Annotated in this window: 11 protein-coding genes; 5 read left to right on the top strand and 6 right to left on the bottom strand. The window is 41.7% G+C overall.

Annotated features, from left to right (window positions below; all coding sequences use genetic code 11):
* Nucleotides 1-4: 4 nt before the first annotated feature.
* Nucleotides 5-784, top strand: coding sequence for a malonyl-ACP O-methyltransferase BioC (bioC, locus tag E0H87_RS08645; RefSeq protein ID WP_131323326.1), 780 nt, complete (start codon nt 5-7; stop codon nt 782-784).
* The gene (gene bioD / locus E0H87_RS08640; protein ID WP_131323205.1) at nt 781-1,422 is read left to right on the top strand and encodes a dethiobiotin synthase; all 642 of its coding nucleotides are present in this window, start codon (nt 781-783) and stop codon (nt 1,420-1,422) included. Before bioC ends, bioD begins: the two co-directional genes overlap by 4 nt.
* A gap of 55 nt (nt 1,423-1,477) precedes the next feature.
* Here bioD and E0H87_RS08635 read toward each other — a convergent pair whose 3' ends face one another.
* The 6 genes from E0H87_RS08635 to E0H87_RS08610 all read right to left on the bottom strand — a co-directional run bounded on the left by E0H87_RS08635 (nt 1,478) and on the right by E0H87_RS08610 (nt 8,206).
* Nucleotides 1,478-2,608, bottom strand: a complete 1,131-nt coding sequence (locus E0H87_RS08635) for a hypothetical protein (protein WP_131323204.1) — start codon at nt 2,606-2,608, stop codon at nt 1,478-1,480.
* A 265-nt stretch (nt 2,609-2,873) separates the two neighbouring features.
* Complete coding sequence (locus tag E0H87_RS08630) at nt 2,874-3,296, bottom strand: ExbD/TolR family protein (RefSeq protein WP_131323203.1); 423 nt, start codon at nt 3,294-3,296, stop codon at nt 2,874-2,876.
* Between the two features lie 21 nt (nt 3,297-3,317).
* Complete coding sequence (locus E0H87_RS08625; protein WP_044739323.1) at nt 3,318-3,743, bottom strand: ExbD/TolR family protein; 426 nt, start codon at nt 3,741-3,743, stop codon at nt 3,318-3,320.
* Nucleotides 3,744-3,758: 15 nt separating this feature from the next.
* A complete protein-coding gene (locus tag E0H87_RS08620) occupies nt 3,759-4,628 on the bottom strand; it encodes a MotA/TolQ/ExbB proton channel family protein (protein ID WP_131323202.1) in 870 nt (289 codons plus the stop codon).
* Nucleotides 4,629-4,656: 28 nt separating this feature from the next.
* Nucleotides 4,657-5,367: an energy transducer TonB gene (locus tag E0H87_RS08615; protein WP_131323201.1), complete on the bottom strand. Its 711-nt coding sequence runs from the start codon at nt 5,365-5,367 to the stop codon at nt 4,657-4,659.
* Between the two features lie 163 nt (nt 5,368-5,530).
* Nucleotides 5,531-8,206, bottom strand: coding sequence for a TonB-dependent receptor (locus E0H87_RS08610; protein WP_131323200.1), 2,676 nt, complete (start codon nt 8,204-8,206; stop codon nt 5,531-5,533).
* A 785-nt stretch (nt 8,207-8,991) separates the two neighbouring features.
* On the opposite strand from E0H87_RS08610, the gene E0H87_RS08605 reads away from it, so the two are divergent.
* From E0H87_RS08605 to E0H87_RS08595, 3 genes are read left to right on the top strand one after another with little or no spacing between them, the layout of a single operon-like run.
* Nucleotides 8,992-10,716: an ABC transporter substrate-binding protein gene (locus E0H87_RS08605; RefSeq protein ID WP_131323325.1), complete on the top strand. Its 1,725-nt coding sequence runs from the start codon at nt 8,992-8,994 to the stop codon at nt 10,714-10,716.
* 13 nt (nt 10,717-10,729) lie between these two features.
* Nucleotides 10,730-12,538, top strand: a complete 1,809-nt coding sequence (locus tag E0H87_RS08600) for an ABC transporter substrate-binding protein (protein ID WP_131323199.1) — start codon at nt 10,730-10,732, stop codon at nt 12,536-12,538.
* A gap of 24 nt (nt 12,539-12,562) precedes the next feature.
* Entirely contained in the window at nt 12,563-14,578 is a 2,016-nt protein-coding gene (locus E0H87_RS08595) for a M3 family metallopeptidase (RefSeq protein WP_131323198.1), read from the top strand.

Here is a 14,578-nt window from a genome sequence, read left to right as displayed (position 1 = left end):
AGTGTTGAATCCATCTCAAATAGATAAATCTCGCGTTGCTCAGCGTTTTGCACAAGCGGGACAAAGCTATACTGAACATGCCATCGTGCAAAAGCAAATTTGTCAGCATTTAATGCAATTGATACTGGATCATTTGCCGACTCCTCATCAGGCACGGGTCTTTGAAATTGGCTGTGGTTCTGGAAATTTGAGTCATCTGTTATTGCAAAATTTGCAAATGGATAGTCTTATTCTGAATGACTTATATGCTGAGGTTGAACGCCATTTTTCAGAACTGCAACAAATTGAGTGGCGAATTGGGGATATTGAACAACTCGAGTTTCCAACACAATTAAACGTGGTGACTTCCAGTTCTGCTTTGCAATGGATGACGAATTTACAGGCAGTTTTTACCAAAGTGGCACAGTCTTTGGTGCAAGAGGGATTTTTTTGCTTTTCTATTTTTGGACAGCAGAACTTAAAAGAAATTAAAGCCTTAACGGGGCAGGGGCTTGAATATCATACCTTGCCTGAGTTGCAACAGGTATTAACACAAACAGGTTTTGACGTGTTACATCTGAGTGAACAGGTCACGAGCTTGCATTTTACCCATCCCAAGCAGGTGTTACAGCATTTAAAAGCTACGGGTGTGACCGCAACCAATACAGCACATCGTTGGACCAAGCATTCGTTACAACAGTTTTATCAAGATTATCAGCAATTTTCGGAGATGGATCAGCAAGGGCATGTGCAGTACAAACTCAGCTATCACCCGATTTATTGTATTGCACGGAGAACAACATGACAGCAGACATCTATTTTATCAGTGGGATTGATACAGGCATTGGCAAGACCTATACCACAGGATATCTGGCGAAGTTATGGAATGCGCAAGGTCAGCAGGTTATCACCCAAAAATTGATTCAAACGGGTAATGTCGATGTCTCTGAAGATATTCAGCAGCACCGTGAAATTATGGGGACAGGTTGGTTGCCAGAAGATGAAAGTAAACTGACCATGCCTGAAATTTTTAGCTATCCGGCATCACCACATTTAGCCACCAAACTCGATGGTCGTGACATTGATTTTGCCAAGATTGAAGCGGCAACACAGCAATTGGCAGAAAAATTTGAGGTGGTGTTACTGGAAGGTGCTGGCGGTTTAATGGTGCCACTCACCACAGAGTTACTGACCATTGATTATCTTGAACAGAAAAAGTTTCCTGTTATTTTAGTCAGTTCTGGGCGTTTGGGCAGTATTAACCATACTTTACTGAGCCTAGAAGCACTCAAAGCACGAGGTTTATCTTTATATGCGTTGGCGTATAACTTAAATGATGAATCGCAAGATCCGTTAATTTCCAAAGATACTTCTGAATATCTGAAAGCTTATTTAACCAAGCATTTCCCAGACGCGCAATGGATTGATATTCCTGTGCTGTAAATGTAAAAAAAGGAGTTATTTTTAAATAACTCCTCGTTTATTATTGGCTTAAAATTTAATTAATGCTTGGATAGTTATTTTTAATCTGTTGAGCAATAAACTCAAAACTTGATTTATTAAATAACGTATAACTTCCTTTGGAATCGTAGTTGACTAATTCGCCATTAAAAATCATGCCATATTCTGGAGAAAGTATGTCGCCTTTGACATCCCATTCTCCATCATAAATTTTTCCATCTTTGCTAATTGCAGGATCAGCACCACCTTCATATAGAGGATTACCACTACTATCTACACTATATGCCACATCGAGATTAGAAACTTTACCAATCTTATAGGTATAATTTAATTGACCATAATGTTTTTGAATCCAGTCATTTAAACTAGTTGCATCTGTTACTGTAGATTCGGAAAAGTAAAATTGATAATCATCATTAATAATAGATTTGGGAATATAAACATAAGAACCAGCTGGGAATGTCGCAGTGCTTGAAAGTAAGGCAGCTAAAGCATCTTTATTCCCTTTTAGAATCATGCCAACTTGATTGTGTAGGTAAATATAATCCTGAGTTTTAGGATATCCTGTGAGTATATTGGTCGGGAAAATATCTGCTATCGTTTTACCTGACAGATCAATCTTTTCAAAATTAAAATTTTGCTTTCCTACATTGAGGCCGCATTCATCATTAAATAATGCTGTTGAAACTTGTAGCCCTTGAGATGAAGATAGGTAATAGTAAGGCCATCCACTAGATTGTTTTTGAAGTGTTTTTTGAGTATAAAGCCCCTGGCTATTTAATATGTAACCTTCGTAAATTTCTTCATTTTCTGCGGTACTTTTATCTAATTCTTCTGCACTAACATTATAAATGGGTGCATAGTTCACATAGAGCATTTGTCCATTTCTTTGAATCACGTCTGCATATAGTTGAGTTACATAATTCGGAGTATTGACACTACTTTTATATTCATAATCCAAATTGTATAAAGGCTCATCAAAAATAGTAGTTCCGGTAATTTGGGAATTCAAAAGAATTCCTCGATTACATGCTAACGTGGTCGATCCTCCAGAATTTGAATTTGAAGCTGATGGAGTTGTCGAGGAGGTGGAACCACCTGATCCTCCTCCACATCCACTTAAAACTGTAATGGATATAGAGAATGCTAAAGTTGTAAATTTCTTCATTTGTGTGACTCTAGGTTTTAAATTATTGAATTATTAAGTTTTAAAGTTAGAAGCGGATTATATACAGAATGGTCTGTATGGTGAATAATTTTTATTCTTATATGTGATGACTTATAAAATGCATCATGAGGTTAATCAGAGCATTTGAATGCCGAGTGTTTTCATACTGGATTTTTGTAGCCAAATGACCAGTGAATAAGTCGATTTTACAAACAAAAAAATCCGCATTTTATAGAAAATGAAATGCGGATTTTTTTCTACAAGATTAAAGTGAAGCGTTACTCTCAATTCCAATTTTAGTGATATTTAGACGTTGTGCCATCGCCATGACCATTGCCACTTGTTTGTATTCAGTCATACGGTCAGGCTGTAGTTTAATTTGGTCTTGTTCGGACTTTTTTGACACCGTCATAAATAAGTTTTCTAAAGCCTGTTTATTCTCTACAGGTTGACCATTCCAAAAGATTTTTCCTTGTGCGTCTAATTTGAGATTGATGATTTCAGGTGGTTTTTCATTGCTTTGTGGTGGCGGAGCACCATTCGGCAAATTAATATTGATGGCATTATTTGGAATTGGGATGGTGATAATAAACATAATAATCAACACCAACATGACATCAATCAATGGTGTCATATTGACATCAAGTAGGACATCATCGTCATCATGTGAGCCAATATTCATACCCATAACTTGCTCCTTCTGAGTCGATTATGGTGAAGCTGGGGGAGTGGTCACAAATGCAATTTTGCCAATCCCAGCTTGTTTGGTTGCATTAATCACCTGATCAATCGCGTCAAAGTGAGTCTGTTGATCGCCACGAATATGCACTTCGGGCTGTGGGCGTTTTTGCGCCTCAGCTTGTAGGCGTGTCATGAGTGTGGCTTTGTCTCCGATATATTTTTCATTCCAGAACACATCGCCATTTTTATTGACTGCAAGTTGAATATTTTCAGGTTTATTGGCATAAGGCGTATTTTTTTCCTCGGGTAATTTCACGGGTACGGTATGAATAGCGACAGGCACCGTAATAAGGAAAATAATCAGCAGAACCAACATGATATCAACCAGTGGAGTTGTATTAATGGTTCCGATTACATCATCTTCACTGTCATCTGAACTGACCATCATGCCCATGGTGGATGTCCTCTTTTATTTATTCACGACTTTTTTATGATTTGGATTGCTGCTGATTTCTCCACTCAGTAAAACGGTGTGTAAATCAGAGCCAAAAGTACGGACATTTTCCATCACTGCTTTATTGCGACGGGTCAGCCAGTTGTAGCCGAGTACCGCGGGCACTGCGACAGCCAGACCAATCGCCGTCATAATGAGGGCTTCACCAACAGGACCTGCAACTTTATCAATCGAGGCTTGACCCGACATGCCGATGGCGGTAAGTGCATGATAAATTCCCCAAACTGTCCCAAATAGCCCTACAAATGGCGCAGTTGAGCCAACGGTGGCCAGAAACGCCAGTCCGCCACTCAAATGACTTTGAATTTTGTCGATGGCGCGTTGAATGGAAATGGTCACCCAAGTATTAAAGTCGATACGTTCTAATAAAGTTCCTTCGTGGTTTTTGGTCGAGTGAATGCCTTTTTCCGCAATAAAGCGGAAAACACTGTCTTTATCTAAGCTATCTGTTGCGCTTTCGAGTGTACTGGCATCCCAAAACTCAGCCTCCGCTTTACGACCTTGCCCTTTAATTTTCGATTGTTGCAGCAGTTTGGTAATCATGATGTACCACGTGCCAATTGACATCATGACCAAAATAAACAGCGTGGTTTTGGCGACCATATCACCTTCTTTCCACATTGCTTCTAAGCCATAAGGGTTATAAGCAGGGGCTTCTGATTTAGCCGGTGGTTGCGGTGCTGTGGCGGTGTTACTCGAAGTTACTGCTGTCGTCGTTGCTGGGGCAGTATCTTCAGCAAATGCAGGATGAATCGGGAGAAGGGTACTTGCTGCAAGTAAGCCAACAGTGGCCATTTTTTTTACAGGATTGATCATTTTATTCATCTATATACTCCAATTTTTGTTTAATTCATTAGTCCAGTGCAAATTCATAAGGAATTTCAAACCAAGTTTCTTGTGGTTCACCATTTTTTAATGCGGGATTAAAGGTGCATAAGCTATAAGCTTTAGAGGCTGCTTTATCTAAGCTCTTCACACCGCTGGATTTTTTCACTTTGACTTGTTTGGCTTTTCCATCTGTCCCGACCAGTACCGAAATGGTTACTGCACCAAATTCACCATTCATTTGCGCTTCACGTGGCATTTCTGGTTGTTTACAGCCTCCTTCACCTTGTGAAGCTCCGCGAGTTGCGCCCGCAGGTTTTGGTGTTGGGGCGGGTGTTGCTGCTGCCGCAACAGGTGCAGGGGCAGGCACTGGACTTGGTGGAGGGGCTGCTGTAGTCGTTGGTATCGCTGTTTTTACAGGTTGAGTCGGACTCACCACCGCTGTTTTTTGTACACGCTCGACTTTCTCTACAGGCTTTTCGGGTGCAGGGGTTTTTACGACCTCTTTAACCATTTTAGGTGGTTCGGGTGGAATTTCTTTGGGTTTGGGTTTTTCGGGTTCAGGTGGTTTATCTTGAATAATCATCAATTCCACAGTGGGTTCTTCGGGCTTATGTATGGTTTTGGACAAACCCGCCATAAGGGCATAGAAAATAATAAGATGCAGAAAGATGACTGCCCCAATACCAATCAGGCGTTTGGCTGAATTGTTCTCTAATGCTGTGAAACTTGTGCCCATGGTTACTCCTGAAATTTGAGACAAACAATAAATCGTTCACGCATCACTGCTTATGAAAGATGGACCGATTGACGGTATTTGCTGTTTGGCTAAACGAAGGATTAAAAGTTCTGTCCATACTGTATGGCTGGAGGTTCTCAAGACAGTATGGACAGAACACCAATTAGAATTTGTACGTCCCTCGCAGGTAGTAAGCGCGTCCAGTTGGGTCGCTATAACGTGGGTCATAACCGTATTGGAAGTTATCCATCACATTCGATGCGGCAGGCTCGGCATCAAATAGGTTTTTAATGCCAGCTGTCAGCTCTAAATTTTTAAAGCCTTTATAGGTGCCTGAAACGTTATAGAGGGTGTAGTCACTGACTTTGTGGTGGTCATAAGCATCATCGCCTATGGCATTTTGGTCATCGTAACCACGGTAGAATTCTTGCTCAAACATCATCTTCCAGTTTTCATAACTCCAGTTAATGTTGGCAACATGTTTCCAACGAAGAATTGCAGGGTCGTCATAGGTTCCGACTTTGCCTTCCCATGCTCCGCCAGCTTCTTCTTGTTTGTCATATTTGATGATATAGGTGCCATCGATGCCAAAACCAAAGCGACCTGTTGCGGTCATTGGGGTTAAATAGTTTAGGGTCAGGTCAATCCCTTCGGTTTTAATCCCGCCCATATTCACCAGTGTGGTGTTGACATATTTAATCCGACCTTCAGCATCACGGATAAAACGGTCTGCATATTTTGTTGGGTTTTCAAAAATCATGGCATCACTAATGGTGTCGATCAGACCATCAATTTCGATGTTGTAGTAATCGGCTGTGAACACTAAATTCTTGATGGGCTCAAGTACAAAACCCGCAGTATATGAGGTAGATTCTTCTGGTTGTAGATCGGGTGAACCACCTTGCATACGTTTGAACTGTACATTACATTCGGTTTTATATTGAGCAGGTGTTGCATCTTTACCGCCCGAGCAGAGTACTGGGTCATCATATTTTGCCCCAGTGTAGGTTTCGCTCTGCGGTGCATTGATGTCATATAAGCTTGGTGCGCGGAAACCTGTACTGTAGGAGGTGCGGAACATCAGTTGTTTGAGTGGTTCCCAACGGAAAGCAATTTTCGGGTTAAAGGTATCGCCAAAGTCACTATAGTCATCGTAACGTGCCGCCAGTTGTGCTTCTAAAGTTTTGGTGATTGGAATATGTAACTCACCAAAGAAGGCTGTGATATCACGGTCACCTTGGCTGAGTGGTTTATTCGGGTCTGTACCGCTACTCGGGACTTGACTCACAATGTCTGAATTAACTTTGGCTTCCCATTCTTGTTTACTGAAACTGCCACCCAGTGCTAAACCAACATCACCTGCGGGTAAGGTATAAATGGCGCGGCTTACGGTTAGATCGACTGTGGTGGAATCTAATGAAGCGACATTAGATTCGCCACTGACGGAAAAAGAGTTCCATAAACTTGAGTCCGCACTGGCACCAAAGGGATTGATCAAGCCATCATCTAAAGCGGCTTGTAACTTGCTGCGGTTTAAATAACCACTGACAAAACTGTCGGTCGCTTCACTTTTGGCATAGGTCACACCTCCATTCATGTCCCATCCATAGGCTTCACCTTCAATGCCGACAAAGGCACGGTGCGACTCATTGACAGATTGCGAAACCCGGTTACCTGCTTGGGAGCGTAAATACAGTTGTAATGGCACACCGCTTAAACCATCCACAGATGGTGTAATTCCTTCACCAGGATAATAAGGACTGGTTTTAGGTAGGGTCACGGAGCGGCTATAGACATCGGGTGCGATGGACGTGGTGACTTCGTTGTGAGAATAGATATATTCACCAATTGCATTGAAGGTGTCGCTGAGTTTGAATGTACCGCGACCCATTGCCGAAATGGTTTCTGTTTCAGGGGCAATGCCAATCAGTGCTTGGGTATTGAGATAACACAGCCCACCATCTGCGACAACATTTGAGGTGTTATTACAGTTACTATTGCCATACGGATTGCCCAAAGTTCCTGTGGTCGGGTCATAAAAGTTAGCAGGAAAGCCATTGGCTGAACTGGCGTCAATACCGAGTTCAGGTATTAAGCCACCACGTTTACTGACTTTACGGTCTTTTGCCATAATGTCATTAGAACGGCGGTAATCGACTACACCAAAGACGTTAAAGCCTTGCTCATCTAGATTGCCGTAGCCACCAAAAATTTGAACGTCTTGTTTATCTCCACCTGACTGTTCAGGTTGTAGTAAGCCGCCACTGACACTGAATCCCTCGTAGCTTTTTTTGGTAATTAAGTTAATGACCCCTGCAATTGCATCGGCACCATACACGGCAGAAGCACCATCACGCAGAATTTCAATGCGCTCAATCATTGCCAATGGAATAATGTTCAGGTTGGTGGTGGAGGTGCTAAATGCACTATAGGCCAGACGGCGACCATTCAGTAGAACGAGGGTTTTGTCAGTCCCTAAGGCTCGAAGGTTGGCCGATGAGCCTTCGGTATTACTTGCCCCGACGTTCTGTGAGGTCGAAAAACCCGCTTGGTTGGCACTGACCTTGGTCAATGCTTCTTCGACGGTGGTAATCCCCTGATTGGTTAAGTCTTCGCCCTTAATAATTGTAATTGGAGAGGTACTTTGCGCGGCCACCCCCTTAATTGAAGACCCTGTTACTGTAACTTTTGCAACTTTTACGGGTTGTTCTTGTCGTTCTGTATCTTCAGCATGAGCTAAAGACAAACACATCATACTTAAACTCAGCGTACTTAATTTAAGAATTGCTTTGCTAACCGATGGCTTGTCCATCACCTTAGCAGATTTGTTCTTTATCATCGTAAAAGTAATCCTTTTTTTGTATTTAGCGAGATTGCTGGCTAGGTTTAAGCAATTCAGATGCCAAGTTGTTTTTTGAGAGATGTTTAAAATTTAAGTTGTTGAAATAAAGATATTTTATAAAGTTAAATTGTGATTTTACTCACAACTTTTATTAGCTATATAAGTAGGCTAAGCAAAAAATAGCGCGCGGGTGAAAATGCGTCAATTTGGAACTAAAAGTCAGGGCGGATTTTTGATATTTTTAATTTTTGTATAAAAAATAAACGAAATTTCATGTTTTTATTTAAATGATAATTTATTTTTATGAAACGTATAAATGATAAAATTTATATAAAACAGTATATTGAATATATTTATTGTTATAAATAAATTAAGCGTGAGCTATTATGAATCATATATGTGTTTTTTTTGTGCGTTATGTAAGTATTCGTTAATGGGTTTATTGTTGTACTTTTTGGTCAATAAGTTGTAAGAAATAGTTAGATAAAAATACGATAAATATCTAATAAAAAATAACTTTAAATAATGTGGTTTTTTTAAATACGGGCAAGTTTTTCAGGATGGCACGAAATTCGCTTTAGCCTCAAATCATTATAGATTCATGATTTAAGCAGAGGATTAATTTCAGAGAATTTGCTTAAATGGAACATGGATAAAAATAAACACATCAGTTTAAAACAATGAATGACGCAGCGCTTAAGCGAGCATCACAGGAAAGGTAAAAATTGGAAGCCAAAAAATTAAGAATTGCCATTTTAACCTTGTTGATTTCATCGGGCTGCATGGGGCAAGCCAATGCTGCTGCACAGCCTAACAAAATTTTACACGTGGCGATAGAAGCACCTGATGATGGTTTTGACATGATCAAAACCTACAATTTTTACAGTGGCAAAATAGCCGAAGTCATTTTTGAACCTTTGCTGAAATACGATTATTTAGCCCGTCCTGTGCAATTGGTACCGAATACGGTACAGGCTTTGCCGCGTATTGAGCAAAATGGCAAGGTTTATACCTTTAAAATTAAATCAGGAATTTATTTTTCACCTGATCCTGCGCTTAAGGGGCAACGTCGTGAACTCAAAGCCCAAGATTATATTTACAGCATTCAACGTATTTTAGACCCGAAAAACCGTTCAACCACTTATTCATTCATTGATGGAAAAATTGTGGGGGGTAATGAAGCCAATGCCCTAGCCAAGAAAACGGGAAAGTTTAATTACGATGCTCCGATTGCAGGCTTAAAAGCCCTTGATCCCTATACTTTGCAAATTACCCTGACTCGTCCTGATTATAATTTTCAATATATTCTGGCGTATGTGACTTTTGGCGCCACAGCACGCGAAGTGGTTGAATATTATGGTGATCGTATTGCACAGCATCCTGTCGGGACTGGGCCGTATCAACTGAGCAAGTATGTGCCACGTAGCAAAATTGAATTGACCGCCAACCCGTATTACCGTGGTTTTGTCTGGGATTTCAAATCGACAGGTAGTGCTTGGGATAACCGATTGGTACAAGAAATGTCAGGCAAGCAGATGCCACAAATTGGTAAAGTCGAGGTCAGCATTATTGAAGAAGAACAATCGCGCTGGTTGGCATTTAAAACAGGGCAACTCGATTTCGACAAATTAACTTCGAATGCTGTGCCGCAAGCACTGGATGGTCAGAAGCTCAAACCTGAATTGGTGAAGCAAGGGATTCAGCACTACCCCAATAAAGACCCCGAAATTACCTACACCATGTTCAATATGAAAGATCCGGTTGTTGGTGGATTCAGTCTAGATAAAATTGCCTTACGTCGTGCCATTACCTTGTCGTTTAACCAAGATGAAGCGATTAAACAACTCTATAAGGGACAGGCGGTTCGGTCTGAAATGTTGGTTCCAGACGGTGTGCAGGGCTTTAATCCGAATTATCGCAGTAGCCTCGCCTATAATCCTATCTTGGCCAATAAACTACTGGATCGTTTTGGCTATAAAAAAGGTGCAGATGGTTATCGGACTTTACCCAATGGCAAAGCACTCACTTTAAAGTTTATGACGGAAAATAGTTCCAGTTCCGTGGTGCAATCTGAACTGTGGAAAAAGAATCTGGATGCGATAGGCATTCGGGTTGATTTTCAAGTGAGTAACTTTGCCGATAACTTAAAAGCAGCAACGCAATGCAAGTATATGTTGTGGGGTGGGGCTTGGATTGCGGATTATCCAGAAGGGGAAAATTTTGCGCAGTTGCTGTATGGGCCGAATTCAGCACAGGGCAATTTAAGTTGCTATCAATCGAAAAGCTATGATGCGCTGTATCAGCAAATGTTGCATTTACCCCCGCAGCAACGCTTACCGTATTACGAAAAATTAAGCCGTCAAATCGAAGCTGATAATCCATGGATTATTCATAGTAGCCGTATTCGCAACTGGTTGTTGCATCCACAAGTTCAGGGCTTTAAAGCCCATCCCATGATGAATAGCAACTGGCAATATTTGGATATACAGCCTGTAAAAAATAAATAAGTTTGGACGAAGAATGAAACAGTTGAATCAAAAAAAGCAGTATTGGCTCAAAAGTATATTGGCAGGCAGCCTTTTAATCTCAAGCGCTATGAGTTTATTGGCACAAAGCCCTGCCGATCCGCATAAAGTCTTACGTTATGTGTTTCCTGTGGCCGAAACAGGGTTTGACCCCGCAGGTGTGCATGATTTGTACTCGGCACATGTCAACGGTTCAATTTTTGAAACTTTATTTACCTACGATTATTTGGCATCGCCTGCAAAGTTGGTTCCACGTACTGCGGTTGCCTTACCAGAAGTCAGCGCCGATGGTTTGACCTATACCATTCGTATCCAAAAGGGCATTTATTTTGCCGCAGATCCAGTCTTTAAGGGCAAAAAGCGGGAGCTAACTTCGGCAGATTATGTGTATACCTTTAAACGCCTACTCGATCCAAACTTGCGTTCTCCGAACAGTTGGTTGCTGGATGGACGTATTTTAGGGATGGATGCGGTATTAAAACAGGCGACTCAAACAGGCAAGTTTAATTACGATCAAGCTGTTGCAGGTTTGCAAACACCTGACCGATATACCTTGGTGATTCGTTTAACCAGCCCTGATCAAAACTTTCCGATGTTGCTGGCACATCAGCCTGCGGGAGCCGTGGCACGTGAAGTTATTGAAAAATATCGGGATAAATCAGGATTCGTTATGGGGCATCCTGTCGGGACTGGGCCGTATTTGCTGACCCGCTGGACGCCTGGTTCCCGCATTATTTTGAAAGCCAATCCTGATTTTCGTAGTTTTGTCTGGAACTTTAAGGCTTCTACGGCAGAAGACCAGAAAATTGTCAAAGCTATGCAAGGCAAAAAAATGCCACAAATTGGCGTGATTGATATTCAGGTGATGGAAGAAGGGCAATCACGTTGGTTATCTTTTATCAAAGATGAAATAGATCTATTTGCTTTAGATGGAGAGTTAACCGTTCAAGCGTTGCAAAATGGCAAACTCAAACCTGAACTAGCGAAAAAAGGCGTACACCTGTCGCGGATTACCGATCCTTCGATTGATTATCATTATTGGAACATGCAAAACCCAGTCGTGGGCGGTTTTAGTAAAGACAAAATTGCCTTACGCCGTGCCATGGCGATGGCCTTTTCGGCAGATAACTACATTAATATTTTACAAAAAGGCGATGCACAACGTTTGCAAGCCCCGATTCCAAATGGCGTGGTGGGCTATGATCCGAACTATAAAAGCAGTATTCCTTATTCGGTTAAAGCCGCCAATCTGCTGTTAGACCGTTATCACTATAAAGTCGGTGCGGATGGATGGCGAACTTTGCCGAATGGGAAGCCTTTGCAAATTAATATGACGATCTCGGGTAATAGTGCGCGAAGTCAACAACAGGCCGAGTTTTGGAAAAAAACTTTAGATAGCATCAAAATTAAAATGAGCACCCAGTCCTTACCATTTGCCGAAGCACTCAAGTTAGAAAAGCAATGCAAGACTATGTTTAAAAGCTCAGCTTGGATTGCCGATTACCCAGATGCCGACAACTTTATGCAGTTGTTCTATGGCAAAAATATCAATATAACCAACAGTGCCTGCGTGAAAATTCCCGAATATGACCGTTTGTATGAACAAACTCAGAAAATGCCGCCTAGCCCAGAACGAGATGCACTGTATCGGAAAATGTCACGTTTGCTGGAAGTGTATATGCCCGTACAGATTATTGGTGCGCGTTATCGCAATGTCTTGGCACAGCCCCGTGTGATTGGTTTTAAAAAGCATCCGATTTTGCCTGCGGAATGGATGTACATCGATATTGACATGAAGAAATAGAAATTAAATAAAACTGGAGTAATGATGAATCACCCAACCTTCAAATTGACCGCACTCAGTGTTTTGACTTTTGCAGTACAGCAGTTCACTTTTGCAGATTCTCCTACGCGTCAAACCTTGCCGCAATTTCAAGCCGAAGATATTCCGACTTTGTGTGATGCCAAAATCAAGGATATTCAAAGGCAACTCACACAATTTGAAGCCAAGCCGATGACGGCACAGAACAATGCTGCGCCTGTACTGGCGGAATGGGATCGTATCTTTGCCTCATTTGAAGATTTTTATGGGCCTATTGGCTTATACAGCAATGTTTCTCCAGATGCAGCTTTGCGTAAAGCGGCTGAAGATTGTGAAATCAAGATTAGTCAGTTCCAAACCGATATTTATCAAAACCCAAAACTGTATCAACAAATCAAGAGCACCCAAGCCAAAGATGCGATTGATAGCAAGTTTCGGGAAGATTTACTCAACGATTTTGAAAAAACAGGGATTCAGTTAAGTGCCGAAAAGCAAGCACGTTTAAAAGTGATTTTGGCAGAACTGGCGAAGATTGAGCAGGAATATGCGCGTAATGTACGTGATAATCCACAAAAGTTAGAGTTTACGCCTGCTGAATTAACAGGATTGCCGCAAAGCTATATCGATGCCTTAAAGAAAAATGACCAAGGCAATTACTTACTCGGTTTTGAATACCCTGAATATCGTCCTTTCATGGAGTTGGCAGACAACGATGCTGCACGTCAGCGTTATCAGATAGCTTATACCCGCCGTGGGGGGGAGCGTAATTTGGCATTACTGAAACAAGCCATGGACTTGCGTTATGAATTGGCACAATTGTTTGGTAAATCCAGTTATGCCGAGTGGGCGCTGCATAAACGTATGGCAGAAACCCCAGAAAATGTGAACAAATTTCTGTCTGAAGTACACGCGAAGGTTGCGCCTTTAGAGCAAAAAGAGGTGGACACGCTACGCGAGTTTCAAGCCAAAACTTTAAAAATTCCATTAAAGCAAGCCAAGATTGAGCGTTGGAGCGAGGCATATTGGAGTGAAAAGCTACGTAAAGCCAAGTATCAGGTCGATCAAGAAAAAATGCGGGAATATTTCCCAACTCAAGCAGCACAGGACTGGCTATTCGCCATTTCATCTAATCTTTATGGCATTGAATTTAAACCTGCCAAAGTTGATGTTTGGCAAAATGAAGTTGAATATTACGATGTGACCGATCAGAAAACAGGGCAACTTTTGGGTGGATTGTATGTCGATAAATTCCCGCGTGAAGGCAAATATGGACATGCCGCAGTCTGGGGAGTTTATGGTGGTAGTAGTTTAACGGGGCGCAAACCGATTTCGGCATTGGTGACCAATTTCAATCGCAAAGGTTTAAACAGTGATGAACTGGAAACCTTTGTGCATGAGTTTGGACATGCCTTACATGGCATTTTGTCGACTACCCGTTATTCAGCCCAATCGGGCACATCGGTGGAACGTGATTTTGTTGAAGCCCCTTCGCAAATGTATGAGGAATGGGCAAGACGCAAGGAAACATTATCGAAAGTGGCAGATTATTGCCAACCTGCATGTCCACGAGTCGACGATAAGTTGATTGCCAAACTCAATGCAGTACACAGTTATGGTCGTGGCTTGCATTATGCCCGTCAAACTCTGTACGCCCAATATGATATGGCCCTACATGGCAGTAATGCTTTGAAGGAGCAGCCCTTAGATGTCTGGAAGAAAATGGAAGGCTCAACCGCATTGGGCTATGTACCCAACACGGAATTTCCTGGGCAGTTTGGGCACATCATGGGTGGCTATCAAGTGGGGTATTACGGCTATATGTGGTCTGAAGTGCTGGCTTTAGACATGCTTTCTGCTTTTGGCAAGAATTTGAATAATCCTGAAGTTGGCCAGCGTTATCGCCAAACCATTTTATCTCAAGGTGGTCAGAAACCCGCAGAAGACTTGGTGAAAGATTTCTTGGGGCGTAAACCAGATAACAAAGCCTTTTTTGATGAAATTACAGGTCAACGGGTTAAATAG

This window comes from Acinetobacter sp. ANC 4178 (assembly GCF_004331175.1).
Lineage (GTDB): Bacteria > Pseudomonadota > Gammaproteobacteria > Pseudomonadales > Moraxellaceae > Acinetobacter.
This window is presented reverse-complemented; position numbering and strand designations above follow the sequence as displayed.